The following is a 13,536-nucleotide window of genomic DNA, read 5'->3' as shown; positions in this document are numbered from 1 at the left end:
TGCGAGCAACTTCAAATTCACATATATTTTGATAGATTATTTACAATACAATTCTAATAGAAACCAACTGCATATTCCTGAATATGGAAGAAATGTTCAAAAAATGGTTGAATATGCACTTACTGTTGAAAATCGAGAAAAAAGAAATCATATAGCCGAATTAATTATAGATGTTATGGGGAATATAGCACCACACCTTAGAGACGTGGTGGATTTTCAGCATAAACTATGGGATCAATTATTTATTATAAGTGATTTTCAACTTGAAGTTGATTCTCCTTATCCAATTCCTACTAGAGAAGCTATTTTTTCAAGACCAGAACCACTAGAATATCCGCAAAATTACCCGAAATACAGATTCTACGGGAATAACATCAAACGTATGATTGATGAAGCTGTAAAGATGGAAGACGGCGATAAGAAAAATGGCCTAATAACGGCCATAGCTAATCACATGAAAAAATGTTTCTTGAATTGGAATCGAGACGCGGTTAAGGATGATGTGATTTTTAAACACCTTAAAGAATTAAGTGGAGGAGCTATTGATATCGATTCAAATGCTAAAGAGCTTAGAGCAGCTTCAGATTTGGTAACTAAAAAGGCAAAGCACCAAAACAACCATAAAAAACACCCTAAGAGTAATAAAAATAACCGAAACCGTAAACGTAGATAAATTAAATGGGAACATTTAAAATTGAAGGAGGACAGGCTTTAAAGGGTAATATTACCCCACAAGGAGCAAAAAATGAAGCACTACAAATTTTATGTGCTGTATTGCTAACTAACGAAGAAGTGAAAATTGATAATATTCCAGATATTAGAGATGTTAATAAACTCATTGAAATACTTGGAAATTTAGGCGTTAAAATTCAAAAGTTAGGTAAAGGATCTTTTTCTTTTAAATCAGACGACTTACATCTAGATTATCTTCAATCTGAAAAATTCAAAGAAGAAGGCGCTAGCTTAAGAGGATCAATTATGATTGTTGGCCCTTTGTTAGGTAGGTTTGGTAAAGGTTATATCCCAAAACCAGGAGGAGATAAAATTGGAAGACGCCGACTGGATACTCACTTTGAAGGTTTTATTAACTTAGGAGCTAAGTTTAGGTACAATAAAGAAGAACGTTTTTATGGCGTTGAAGCTCCTAATGGGTTAAAAGGGAAATACATGTTGCTAGAAGAAGCCTCGGTTACTGGTACAGCTAATATATTGATGGCCGCTGTTCTTGCTGAAGGAGAAACAACAATTTACAATGCAGCCTGTGAGCCTTACTTGCAACAATTGTGTAAGATGTTGGTTAGCATGGGAGCAGATATTCAAGGAATTGGCTCTAATTTACTCAAAATTGTAGGTGTAAAATCACTTGGAGGATGCACGCATAGAGTTTTGCCAGACATGGTCGAAATTGGCTCTTGGATAGGCTTAGCAGCCATGACTAAAAGCGAACTTACCATTAAAGACGTAAGTTGGGACGATTTAGGCGTAATTCCAAATACTTTCAGAAAACTAGGTGTTCAATTAGAAAGAAAAGGAGATGATATTTATATACCCGCTCACAAAGATGGCTACGAAGTAGCAAGTTTTATAGATGGTTCAATTATGAATATTAGCGACGCGCCTTGGCCTGGTTTTACCCCAGATTTGCTAAGCATAATGTTGGTAGTAGCCACACAAGCTAGAGGAAGCGTGCTTATACATCAAAAAATGTTTGAATCGAGGTTGTTTTTTGTAGATAAACTAATTGATATGGGAGCAAAAATTATTTTATGTGACCCCCATAGAGCAACTGTAATTGGCCACGATTTTCAATCGCAGTTAAAAGCTACTACAATGACAAGCCCAGATATTAGAGCGGGAATTTCTTTGCTAATTGCTGCTCTTTCAGCAAAAGGAATTTCTACTATTCATAATATTGAACAAATTGACCGAGGTTACGAAAATATTGATGAAAGACTTCAAGCTATTGGTGCTAAAATTACTCGCGTTAGCTAGTTTTCATTACTTTTTAAAAAAAACTACAAAAAAAAACTGCTTCATTAGAAGTAGTTTTTTTTGTTAAGCTAAGTTAACTTTTAAAAGAGTAATGGTTTTCATAATTTCAAAACTTTATAATAAAGCTTGCTTTTTAATTTACAAGTTGTTAATTTTTAGAATTCTACCTTTAACCAATGTCAAAAACCAAATCACTAATTAATCTTATTGTGCAGTAAAAATAATTATTAAATTAGTAGTGTTACTAAGTTTAATTGCATAATTTTTTAGATTTATCAGATAAACCTAAAAAAAAATAATTCATTTTAGATTTTGATAAATAATAATTTAAATTGAATAAATCCTGTTAACCTTAATTTAACACAGGTTTTTTTCTTTAGTTTTCCTTTGATAGTTTCGTCAAAAATTAAAATAATTAACAATGAAAAAAGTATTTTATTTATTAAGTATGTTCAGTTTCCTATTTTTTGCTGCTTGTAGTAGTGATGATGATAATGGGTCAGATAATCCTGACAATGGAGGTGAGGATGGATTTACAGAAATTAGTTTAGAAGCTTCGGCAAATGAAATTGAAATAGGTGAATCAATCACTTTTACCGTAATTGCAGACGAAGGCGAGGACGTTACTGCAATGGCAAGTATAGATGTTGACGGAAATGTTTTAGAAAGCAACACATTTGTAGCCGAAGAAGTAGGGAACTTTGAAGCTACTGCGGTCTTAGATGAATTGACATCTAACTCGGTTGGTTTTGTTGTAAATGAAACAGAAGAAGAAGAGGAAGAAGAAGAGGAAGAAGAAAATTCTTTGCTTATTGAAAATGGTATTTCTCAATTTGTTTATCTAGGAGATTTCGATTTAGAGGGGCAAATGGTTGGACAATGGGCAGTGGTAACTGCTAATGTTGATGAAAATGATGAATTAGTAAGTCTTTCTCAGCTTAACTTTATCACTGAGCCAGGAAACTCCTTAAATGAATTTTCGACTATTTTTGGATCTATCTTGGTTCTTGTTGAAAATGAAGGACAAGCTCTTTTTGATGCCACTCAAGATACCCAAGATACCCCTGACGAACAACCAGAAGATTTGAACTTCGATTTAAGTAGTATGGATTTTGAAACAGGATTGACAACTTACACAATTTCCGCTACATTACCTAACAATGTTAGTTTTGAAGCAACACACGATGATGTTTTCGACTTTATAGATCAGACTGAAGAAGATGGAGGTGCAGATCGTCCTGCAGTAACAATTGATAAAAAAAGTATTAAATCAGCCTACTAACATAAGTAGTTAAGTTACTAAAAAAGCCTAACAGTTAATTGTTAGGCTTTTTTGTTTTTTGATAAAAAAAAATTATTACTTTTGCACTCGCTTAAGCGCTAAGAGGAAATGCTTGAGCTTCAGTAATCTAATGTAAAACAACTTCTGTGTGTTTCTGCTTAAATTTCCTTGAACGTACAGAATACAAATTTAATCTTCAATGGCTGAAGAAGTAAAAAAAGAAGAGCAAACGCAAGACGTAGCTCAAGAACAAACTAACCAAAATAAGTTGCAAGCCTCTGCGCAGCAACAAAATCCAGAACAATTTTTAAAAGAATTTGATTGGCATCGCTACAAAGAAGGAATTGAGGAAGTAGAGGATGAAAAGTTAAATGAATTTGAAAAATTAGTCGCTGAAAACTTCGTAGAAACACTTAACAATGAGGTGGTTGAAGGCACTGTGGTAAATCTTACCGATCAAGACGCTATCATTGACATCAATGCAAAAAGTGAAGGTGTTATTTCATTAAATGAGTTTAGGTATAATCCCGACTTAAAAGTAGGCGATACCGTAGATGTACTTATTGATGTAAGAGAAGATGCTGAAGGACAATTAATTCTTTCGCACAGAAAAGCTCGAGTAATTAAAGCTTGGGAAAGAGTGAACAATGCACAAGAAGATGGTACTATTGTAAAAGGTTTTGTGAAGTGCAGAACTAAAGGTGGTATGATTGTAGATGTGTTTGGTATTGAAGCTTTCTTACCTGGTTCTCAAATTGATGTGAAGCCAATCCGCGATTACGATGCTTACGTTGGCAAAACAATGGAATTTAAAGTAGTGAAAATTAATCACGAATTTAAAAATGTTGTTGTTTCGCACAAAGCACTTATTGAAGCTGATATTGAAGAGCAGAAAAAAGAAATTATTGGTCAATTAGAAAAAGGTCAAGTACTAGAAGGTGTGGTGAAAAACATCACTTCTTACGGTGTATTTGTTGACCTTGGAGGAGTTGACGGATTAGTTCATATTACAGACCTTTCATGGTCAAGAATTAACCACCCTAACGAAGTTGTTGAGTTAGATCAAACACTTAATGTGGTAATTTTAGACTTTGATGAAGACAAAACAAGAATTCAACTTGGATTAAAACAATTGAGCAAACACCCTTGGGAAGCCTTAAATCCTGAATTAAAAGAAGGAGATGAAGTAGAAGGCGTGGTTACTGTAATTGCAGATTACGGTGCATTTATTGAAGTTGAAGAAGGCGTTGAAGGATTAATACACGTTTCTGAAATGTCTTGGAGCACACACTTAAGATCAGCTCAAGACTTTGTGACAGTGGGTGATAAAGTAAAAGCTAAAGTTCTTACTCTAGATAGAGAAGATCGCAAAATGTCACTCGGAATTAAACAATTAACTCCAGATCCTTGGACTGATATTACTGAAAAGTACCCTGTAGGTTCTAAACATACAGGTGAAGTTAGAAACTTTACTAATTTTGGTGTTTTTGTAGAATTAGAAGAAGGAATTGATGGATTAATTTACATTTCTGATTTATCTTGGACTAAGAAAATCAAGCACCCATCAGAATTCTGTAAAGTAGGTGATAAATTAGACGTTGTTGTTCTTGAATTAGACGTTAACGGTCGTAAATTAAGCCTTGGTCATAAACAAACTGAGAAAAACCCTTGGGATGATTATGCAACTGAATTTGCTGTAGGTACTAAGCATACTGCTGCAATAACAGAAATGGTTGATAAAGGAGCTACTATTGAATTTAATGAAGATGTTACTGCATTTATTCCTGGAAGACATTTAGAAAAAGAAGATGGCTCTAAGTTGAAAAAAGGAGAAGAAGCAGAATTCCAAATCATTGAGTTCAATAAGGAATTTAAACGTGTAGTTGCTTCACACACTGTAATGTTCAAAGAAGAAGAGCAAAAAATAGTGAAGACAGCGGCTAAGAAAGCAAAAGACGAAAGTCAGAAAACTACTCTTGGTGATGCTAACGCAGAGCTTCAAGCTCTAAAAGATAAAATGGAAGGAAAGTAATTTTCTAAACATAGTTACTGTAAAAACCGCTTCTCACCGAAGCGGTTTTTTTTATCTCATAAATTTCACATAAAATTATTCCTTAAATTTGAACTCAAAAACACGCTATGAATTGTAGTTTATGCAATACTTTGCTAACCGTAAAAGTGACGTCCCATTTCTACCAATGCACCAATTGCTTGTCTTATGTCAAAGAAAATTCTACTTTTTTGGAAGCCAATCTTGAAGAAGAGCGTTATCTTACTCATAATAATGATGTTTTTGATCCGCGGTATAGAGATTTTACTTCGCCCATAACTCATCGTATTCTTCAGGATTTTAAGCCACATCATTTAGGTTTAGATTATGGATGTGGAACAGGTCCAGTTATTGCCAAAGTGCTCAAAGAAAATAATTATCAGGTTTTACTTTATGACCCATTTTTTCAGCCCATTGCAGAAAATTTGAAAAAAAAATACAATTATATTGCTTGCTGTGAAGTTGCTGAACATTTTCATCACCCCAATGAAGAATTCACAAAATTAAATCAGTTGTTATTTGAAGGTGGAAAATTATATGTTATGACTCAACTTTTTGAAGAGCAAAAGTCTAATTTTAAGGATTGGTACTACATCAAAGACCCAACACATGTGTTTATTTACACCTTTGATAGTTTTAAATATATTGCCCAAAATTTTGGTTTTCAAGTAAGTTTTGAAAGCAATCGATTAATTGTTCTAGAGAAAATAACAAATTGATTTTATGATTCCCCACTTAATTTCCTTTTTAATAGCTTCCGTGATTTTAACCTTGTCACCGGGGCCAGATATCATTTATGTATTAGTGAAGAGTATGTCCAAAGGAAAGAAAGCTGGTATAATGCTTAGCTTAGGTTTGGTTTCAGGTGTATTAGTGCACACTACTTTAGTAGCCTTTGGTGTGGCAGCCCTAATTAATCAATCTGAATTTCTTTTTTCTTTAGTTCAGCTTTTAGGAGCAGGTTACTTGCTTTATCTTGCTTACTCTATCTATCGTTCTGAGAATAGTTTAAGCTTGAACGAAAAAACCACAACCGAATCGTCAAAAAAACTTCTGAAACGAGGCTTTTTGATGAATGTTCTTAACCCAAAAGTAAGTATCTTTTTTCTTGCTTTTTTTCCAAATTTTGTTTGGAATACATCGGCTTATGTCGAGATTCAATTGTATGTTTTGGGTTTAGTATTTATGTTACAAGCTTTACTTATTTTTTCCCTTGTGGCTTTTTCAGCTGGAAAAATAGCCAACTACATTCAACAAAATAAACGAGTTTTAAAAATAGTTAAATGGGTTCAAATTGCTGTTTTCGTTTTGATTGCTTTTGCGCTTTTTTTATAGATTAAATGTTTAAAAATAGTTTTTTTACGAATTTTATAAAATCGTATCTTTGAACTATGGATAAATTGAAATTAATTGAGTGTCCAAGAGATGCCATGCAAGGAATAAAAAACTTTATTCCTACCGATTTAAAGGTGCAATACCTCCAACTATTGTTAGAATGTGGGTTTGACACCTTAGATTTTGGAAGTTTTGTTTCACCAAAAGCTATTCCTCAAATGAAAGACTCCGCCGAAGTCTTAAGTCGCTTAGATTTATCTAGAACAAATTCAAAATTACTAGCTATAGTGGCTAATTACCGCGGTGCAGAAGAGGCTTGTAAACATCCTGAGATTAACTACTTAGGTTATCCTTTTTCTATTTCTGAAAATTTTCAAATGAGAAATACACACAAAACAATAAATGAATCGGTAGAGTTATTGAAGAAAATTCTTGACTTGGCCTCAACCCATAATAAAGAAGTTGTAGCCTATTTATCTATGGGTTTCGGAAATCCTTATGGTGATCCTTGGAGCGTTGAGGTAGTTGCAGAATGGACCGAAAAGCTTGCTCAAATGGGAGTGCAAATTTTGTCTCTATCAGATACTGTTGGAACATCAGATGCAAAAACCATCGACTACCTTTTTAAAAACCTAATCCCCCAATTTCCTAAAATTGAATTTGGAGCTCATTTACACACTACGCCAACCACTTGGTATGAAAAAGTAAATGCTGCTTTTACCGCTGGATGCAGGAGATTTGATGGAGCTATTCAAGGATTTGGAGGATGCCCAATGGCTAAAGATCAACTCACCGGAAATATGCCCACTGAAAAAATGATTTCTTATTTTAATCAGCATAAAATAGACCATGGCGTTGGTATGGCCAGGTTTGAATCAAGCTATAATCAAGCGACATCAATTTTTACAAACTATGTTTAATTTTTGCTTGGTTTACTAATAAAAACAAGTTTTTTTCAATTTTAGTATTCAGAAAATTTAAGCATAAAATTCTAGGAAATACCTTATCTTTGCAGTATGATTTTTACCTTATATTTTATTAGTGGAGCAGAAATAGCAGTTATTTTATTAATTGTTGTAATGGTTTTTGGCGCAGACAAAATTCCAGACATAGCTCGTACTTTAGGACAAACGATGAAGTCGGTAAGAAATGCTACCGATGAAATAAAATCAGAAATTACCAAATCTACAGAAACGCATACCAAGCCTTTTAAAGACGAGTTTAACAAGGTTGATGTAACTAAACAAATTGAAGAAGAAACCAAGAAGGTAAAAGACGACTTAGAAGATATTACAGGACCTATTAAAAGACGTTTCTAAAAAGCTTTCAAATGCTTAGTTTAGTGTGCATGACCTAGAAAGTAAGCAGCCACAATTCCAATTACAATCACAATAAATTTTGAAGCGTTAAATCGATGGTTTTTTTGTGATTCAAATAATATTGTTGTTGAAATATGAAGGAAAATCCCAACTACTACCGCATCAACGTAAGTCAAATAGGTTTTAAATTGATTTAATAAATCACTTAATAAATGCCCTAAAGGAGTCATTAGCCCAAATAGTAAAACGAAAACAAGAACTTGCCATTTTTTTAGTTGCGTTTTTAATAGAAAAGAACTTATAATGATAGCCACTGGCATTTTGTGAATGACCACAGCCACCAATAAAGTATCCGATTGTCCAATAGGGAATCCTTCTAACAATGAATGAATACATAAGCTAAAAAAAAGTGCCCAAGGAAAGTGAGATTTTTCAATGTCGTAATGCGTATGACCATGTTCGGCACCGCCAGAAAGAAATTCAAGCATCAATTGAATTAAAATTCCTAGCATTACAAAAACACCAATATTACTGGCTTCAGAATGATACACATGAGGAATAAATTCAAAAACTGTAATCGACAGTAAAAAAGCACCACTAAAGGCCAAAAGTAAATTAATACCCGAAGTGGTTTTTTTTATGGCTAAGGCAATAAGGTAGCCCAGTAAAACAGCTAATAATGGTAAAATATAGGTCATTTTTTAAAAATAAGAATTAACCTCTTAGAGGTGTTTTTTTTAAATTCAGATAAATCGTGATTACCAAAAATATGAATTAATTCAAGCCCTTCTTTTTTAATACAATCTTCAAATTCACTTCGATTTATTTTTTTTAGTTTCTCTATAAATTCAAATTTTTTACCTTGGTCATCAACTTCAATATGCTTATAAAAAAAAGAATCATCTGCCGTCTTAGTGATAGAAAATTGAACTCCATCTATTTCTTTAGTTTCTTTTGAAGGGAATAACTTTTCAGCATAATTCACATTTAAAAAATCAATCACCCCATAACCTCCAACTTTCAAGTTAGTTTTCATGCTTTGTATAACTTTCCAATTGTCGGAAGCATTTGGGAAATAACCCATGCTAGTAAAGAGATTAGTCACTAAATCAAATTTTGAAGGCATAGGAATAAGCATGTCTTTTTGCATAAACTTTAAGCCCTTAGCTTCAAACTTGCGCGCAAATGCAATATTGTTTTTGGATAAATCAACACCTGTAACCTCTAGCCCCATTTTATGAAACATCCTAGAATGACGACCTCTCCCACAAGCCATATCTAGCAAAGATTGCTTGCTTGAAGGAAAGAGCTTGATTAAGTGTGTTATAAAAAACAAAGCCTCCTCTTCATTTCTATGTTTATAGAGAAGGTGATAATAAGGAGAATCAAACCACGATTTAAACCAGTTTTCTTTAGATTTCATCATAAACCGCAAAATTAATCTATTTTTGTCATCTAAAACCTAAATTTTAATGGGAAATAATTATAATATGCTGGCCAAAACTTTCTACGGACTAGAAGAAGTCTTAGAAAATGAATTATTAAAATTGGGAGCAAGAGATATAAAAAAAGGAGTAAGAAACGTAAGTTTTGTAGGAGATTTAGGTTTTCTGTATAAAGCTAATTTAAACCTCAGGACTGCGCTTTCAATCTTATTACCTGTTAAAAAATTTACAGTTAACAATGAAGCCGATTTGTACCATTCGGTTTATAATTTTCCATGGGAAGATTGGATTGGTGAGGATGAAACTTTTGCCATTCAATCTACGGTTAACTCGCAAGTTTTTAATAACTCGCAATTTGTTTTATTCCGGGTAAAGGATGCTATTGCAGACCGTTTGCGAAAGTTAAAAGGGAAACGACCAGATATAGATACCAAAGACCCTGACTTAAAAATTAATGTACATTTATTTAAAGACGAATGTACTCTGTCTTTAGATTCTTCAGGTCAACCTCTGTTTAAAAGAGCCTATAGAAGTGCAACTAATATAGCACCAATTAATGAAGTTTTAGCCGCTGGAATTTTAAAACTAGCAGGATGGAATGGGCAATCAGATTTTTTAGACCCCATGTGTGGAAGCGGTACTTTTTTAATTGAAGCTGCAATGATGGCATGTAATATTCCTCCTAACTTGAACCGAAAAGAATTTGGTTTTAGTAAATGGAAAAATTATGACGAAGAATTGTTTCAATTAATCTACCAATCTTCACTTAAGAAAATAAGCGATTTTAATTTTAAAATTAAAGGCTTTGATAAAGCCCCTTCTGCCGTGATGAAAAGTATAGATAACATTAAAAATGCCGACTTAAGTGAGTTTATTCAAGTAGAAATAAAAGACTTTTTTAAAAGTGAAAAAGAAAATAGAGGCCCGCTTTTTATGGCTTTTAATCCTCCTTATGGTGAACGACTAGAACTTGATGCTGATGCCTTTTACGAAAAACTTGGTGATATACTTAAAAATAATTATCCACAATCTGAAGCTTGGATGATTACAGCTTTTGGCGAAAATATTAAACATATAGGACTGAAACCTTCCAAGCGAATTAAATTATTTAATGGAAAAATTGAATCACGGTTACTTAAATACGAAATCTTTAGAGGTAGCTTCAATGATTATAAAGCTAAAAAATAAAACTTATATTTAATGCACACTAGAAAAGAACAATTAAAAGCCTTTGAACGTTTGCTTGACATCATGGACGAGTTAAGAGAAAAATGTCCTTGGGATAGAAAGCAAACTTTAGCAAGTTTAAGGCAATTAACTATTGAAGAAACATACGAATTAGCCGATGCCATATTAGATAACAACCTGATTGAAATTAAAAAAGAGCTAGGTGATTTGCTTTTACATATTGTTTTCTATTCAAAAATTGGTGCCGAGCAAAAAGCATTTGACATAGCCGATGTGGCCCATAGTATCTCAGAAAAACTAATAGACCGTCACCCGCATATTTATGGTGACGTTGAAGTGCAGAATGAGGAAGAAGTCAAAGAAAATTGGGAAAAGCTGAAACTTAAAGAAGGGAATAAAAGCGTTCTTTCTGGCGTGCCAAAATCTTTACCTGCTGTGGTTAAAGCCAGCAGAATTCAAGATAAAGTAGCCGCTGTTGGTTTTGATTGGGAGAAAAAAGACCAAGTATTTGAAAAGGTTAGGGAAGAGTTAGAAGAACTACACGATGAAGTTTTACAAAATAACCAAGCACAAATAGAAGCAGAGTTTGGTGATATTTTGTTCTCTTTAATTAATTACGCACGATTTCTTAATGTAAATCCAGAAAATGCCTTAGAAAAAACCAATAAAAAATTTATCAAGCGTTTTAAGTATATTGAAGCCGCAGTAGCTAAAGACAAGAAAGACATGCAAACAATGAATCTTACAGAATTAGATGAATATTGGGAAAAGGCCAAGAAATACGATAAAAAAAATGAATGAGCTAAATAGCGTCATTTGATGGTTAAATTGGTATAATACACTTTGTTTCTTCGGTGGTTTTATAAAATAATCTTAATCCAACATTAAAAACCTAGATTTTTCTTAGTATTGTACAAAATATAAATTTATGAATCGTATATCGAAAATTTTAAGTATTCTATCAATTGCAGTTTTAACCACTTTTGGTGCTCAGGCTCAAGAAGTAACAGACGAACAATTTGACAAGTTCGCCAATGCTTTTCAAGCTGTACAGCAAGAGAACATGAAAGCTCAACAAAAAATGGTTAGTGTAATTGAAGATGAAGGTTTAAGTGTTGAAAAATTTAATGAAATTCATCAAGCTTCATTAAACCCAGATGCAGAAGTAGAAGCTTCTGATGAAGACAAGAAAAAGCACAAATCCGCTTTACAAAAAGTGGAAGCTATGAATGACGAAATCCAGCAAATGATGGATGCCAAAATCAAAGAATATGGAATGAGCGTTGAAGAATTTCAAATGATCAATCAAAAAGTACAATCAGATCCTGAAATGCAACAAAAATTAATGCAAAAGTTTCAGCAATAATTAAGTAGTTTTTTACAAATTTTAAAACCGTCTTTTAAAGGCGGTTTTTTTATATTTGTTATTCCAACCTGAAATACTATTACAATGAGTGTTATCAAAAAAATTTTATTTTTCTTAATTATAGCATGTATTGCTGTATTCATTTTTCAAAATTTGAACAGCATCAATATCAGATTTATTACTTGGGAACTAAGAATAACGCAATCTGTTCTTATTGTTATTGTTTATGTTTTAGGTATGCTTTCTGGCGGACTCCTTTTATCTATACTCAAGAAACTTTGGTCTGATCAAAAGAAAGTTTAATTCATTTTTAGTTATTACTAATAACTAAAAGACTAACTAAGTCTCTTCATTCTTGCCAAATAAAACCCATCATGCCCTGTTTCACTGACTAAAATAGATTCTTCTTTTTGAAGTTCAAAATCTTTTCCTTCATCAGAAGCTAGAAACTTTTCTACTTGCTTTTCGTTTTCAGAAGGCAAAATAGAACAGGTAGCGTAAACTAAAATCCCGCCTTTTTTCACCATTTTAGAATAGGAGTGTAAAATTTCTTTTTGTATTTTTCTTATTTCGTCTAAAAATTCTGGTTGCAGTTTCCATTTTGCATCTGGATTTCTTCTCAGCACCCCCAAACCAGAGCAAGGAGCATCAATCATAACAACGTCTGCGTTATCGTGTAATTTCTTAATTACTTTTGTGCTATCAATTGTCCTTGTTTCAATATTGTGTGCACCAGCTCGTTTTGCTCTTCGCTTTAGTTCTTTTAATTTGTTAGAATATATGTCTAAAGCAATGATTTGTCCTTTGTTTTCCATCATTGCCGCTAAGTGTAGTGTTTTTCCACCAGCTCCAGCACAGGTATCAATGGCGCGCATACCTGGTTTTACTTTAGTAGCTTTAGCCACTTTTTGAGATGAGGCATCTTGCACTTCAAAAAATCCTTCTTTAAAGCTTTTTGTTTTAAAAACATCAGCGCGATTAAGTAATTGAAGCGCGTCTGGATAGTCATCTAAAAACTTAGTAGCTATTTCGTCTTCACGTTCTAACTTGCTTTGTAAAGTTTTTTTATCTGTTTGGAGTGTATTTACCCTTAAAATTACAGGCGCTTCTTCGTTTAAAGCTTCAATTTCAGCATCCCATTTTTCACCTAATTCTTCTTTACCTAAATGGTCTAACCAATCTGGAATAGAATTTTTTAATTTTCTAATTTTAGAATATTCGTCAAATTTTCCTTTTATTCTTCGGGTTGGGGTGTCTTCAAATTGTTTCCAATCGGGTATTTCTATTCCTTTTAATGTAGCCCAAACCGTAAAAAGTCTAAATAAGTTAGCTCTAGAATACGGAGCTTTAACTTCAGCAATTTCTTCATAAAGCCTTTTCCACCTAACAATATCGTAGGTGGTTTCAGCAATGAATCCTCGATCTCTGCTTCCCCATCGGGCATCTTTTTTTAAGGTCTTAGAGATTTCTTTATCAGCGTATTTGCCTTGGTTAAATACTTGATCTAAGGTGTCAATAACGGCAAAAACTAAATTTCTATGTAAGCGCATTTATTCTAT

Annotated in this window: 15 protein-coding genes; 12 read left to right on the top strand and 3 right to left on the bottom strand. The window is 33.1% G+C overall.

Translation table 11 applies throughout. The annotated features are described in order from the left end of the window. Positions 1-28: 28 nt before the first annotated feature. The 8 genes from G7034_RS10605 to G7034_RS10570 all read left to right on the top strand — a co-directional run bounded on the left by G7034_RS10605 (position 29) and on the right by G7034_RS10570 (position 7,978). Positions 29-673, top strand: coding sequence for a DUF4290 domain-containing protein (locus G7034_RS10605; protein WP_166400934.1), 645 nt, complete (start codon positions 29-31; stop codon positions 671-673). 5 nt (positions 674-678) lie between these two features. Next, a complete protein-coding gene (gene murA / locus G7034_RS10600; RefSeq protein WP_166400933.1) occupies positions 679-1,992 on the top strand; it encodes a UDP-N-acetylglucosamine 1-carboxyvinyltransferase in 1,314 nt (437 codons plus the stop codon). A gap of 421 nt (positions 1,993-2,413) precedes the next feature. Continuing rightward, positions 2,414-3,274, top strand: a complete 861-nt coding sequence (locus G7034_RS10595) for a hypothetical protein (protein ID WP_166400932.1) — start codon at positions 2,414-2,416, stop codon at positions 3,272-3,274. Positions 3,275-3,473: 199 nt separating this feature from the next. After that, complete coding sequence (gene rpsA, locus G7034_RS10590) at positions 3,474-5,306, top strand: 30S ribosomal protein S1 (RefSeq protein WP_166400931.1); 1,833 nt, start codon at positions 3,474-3,476, stop codon at positions 5,304-5,306. 107 nt (positions 5,307-5,413) lie between these two features. Then, a complete protein-coding gene (locus tag G7034_RS10585; RefSeq protein WP_166400930.1) occupies positions 5,414-6,043 on the top strand; it encodes a class I SAM-dependent methyltransferase in 630 nt (209 codons plus the stop codon). A 4-nt stretch (positions 6,044-6,047) separates the two neighbouring features. After that, the gene (locus G7034_RS10580; protein ID WP_166400929.1) at positions 6,048-6,659 is read left to right on the top strand and encodes a LysE family translocator; all 612 of its coding nucleotides are present in this window, start codon (positions 6,048-6,050) and stop codon (positions 6,657-6,659) included. Positions 6,660-6,715: 56 nt separating this feature from the next. Further along, positions 6,716-7,579 carry a hydroxymethylglutaryl-CoA lyase gene (locus tag G7034_RS10575; protein WP_166400928.1) on the top strand — a complete coding sequence of 288 codons (864 nt, stop codon included), beginning with the start codon at positions 6,716-6,718 and terminating at the stop codon, positions 7,577-7,579. Between the two features lie 96 nt (positions 7,580-7,675). Next, on the top strand, positions 7,676-7,978 hold the full coding sequence (locus tag G7034_RS10570; protein WP_166400927.1) for a Sec-independent protein translocase subunit TatA/TatB: 303 nt from the start codon (positions 7,676-7,678) through the stop codon (positions 7,976-7,978). Positions 7,979-7,998: 20 nt separating this feature from the next. Here the strand turns inward: G7034_RS10570 and G7034_RS10565 are convergent, their stop codons facing one another. After that, complete coding sequence (locus G7034_RS10565; protein WP_166400926.1) at positions 7,999-8,676, bottom strand: ZIP family metal transporter; 678 nt, start codon at positions 8,674-8,676, stop codon at positions 7,999-8,001. After that, positions 8,673-9,404: a class I SAM-dependent methyltransferase gene (locus G7034_RS10560; protein ID WP_166400925.1), complete on the bottom strand. Its 732-nt coding sequence runs from the start codon at positions 9,402-9,404 to the stop codon at positions 8,673-8,675. Before G7034_RS10560 ends, G7034_RS10565 begins: the two co-directional genes overlap by 4 nt. Positions 9,405-9,450: 46 nt before the next feature. Between G7034_RS10560 and G7034_RS10555 the strand changes: the two genes are divergently transcribed. The 4 genes from G7034_RS10555 to G7034_RS10540 all read left to right on the top strand — a co-directional run bounded on the left by G7034_RS10555 (position 9,451) and on the right by G7034_RS10540 (position 12,280). Beyond that, entirely contained in the window at positions 9,451-10,611 is a 1,161-nt protein-coding gene (locus G7034_RS10555) for a THUMP domain-containing class I SAM-dependent RNA methyltransferase (RefSeq protein ID WP_166400924.1), read from the top strand. Between the two features lie 12 nt (positions 10,612-10,623). Then, positions 10,624-11,412, top strand: a complete 789-nt coding sequence (mazG, locus tag G7034_RS10550) for a nucleoside triphosphate pyrophosphohydrolase (RefSeq protein ID WP_166400923.1) — start codon at positions 10,624-10,626, stop codon at positions 11,410-11,412. A 127-nt stretch (positions 11,413-11,539) separates the two neighbouring features. Next, positions 11,540-11,977, top strand: a complete 438-nt coding sequence (locus G7034_RS10545; RefSeq protein ID WP_166400922.1) for a DUF4168 domain-containing protein — start codon at positions 11,540-11,542, stop codon at positions 11,975-11,977. A gap of 84 nt (positions 11,978-12,061) precedes the next feature. Beyond that, entirely contained in the window at positions 12,062-12,280 is a 219-nt protein-coding gene (locus G7034_RS10540) for a hypothetical protein (RefSeq protein WP_166400921.1), read from the top strand. A 32-nt stretch (positions 12,281-12,312) separates the two neighbouring features. On the opposite strand, the gene G7034_RS10535 is transcribed toward G7034_RS10540, so the two are convergent. Next, positions 12,313-13,527 carry an RsmB/NOP family class I SAM-dependent RNA methyltransferase gene (locus G7034_RS10535; protein ID WP_166400920.1) on the bottom strand — a complete coding sequence of 405 codons (1,215 nt, stop codon included), beginning with the start codon at positions 13,525-13,527 and terminating at the stop codon, positions 12,313-12,315. Positions 13,528-13,536: the final 9 nt, after the last annotated feature.

The organism is Psychroflexus maritimus (genome assembly GCF_011089875.1).
GTDB lineage: Bacteria > Bacteroidota > Bacteroidia > Flavobacteriales > Flavobacteriaceae > Psychroflexus > Psychroflexus maritimus.
Note: the sequence above shows the minus strand (reverse complement) of the source record. Positions and strands in the feature narration are given on the sequence as shown.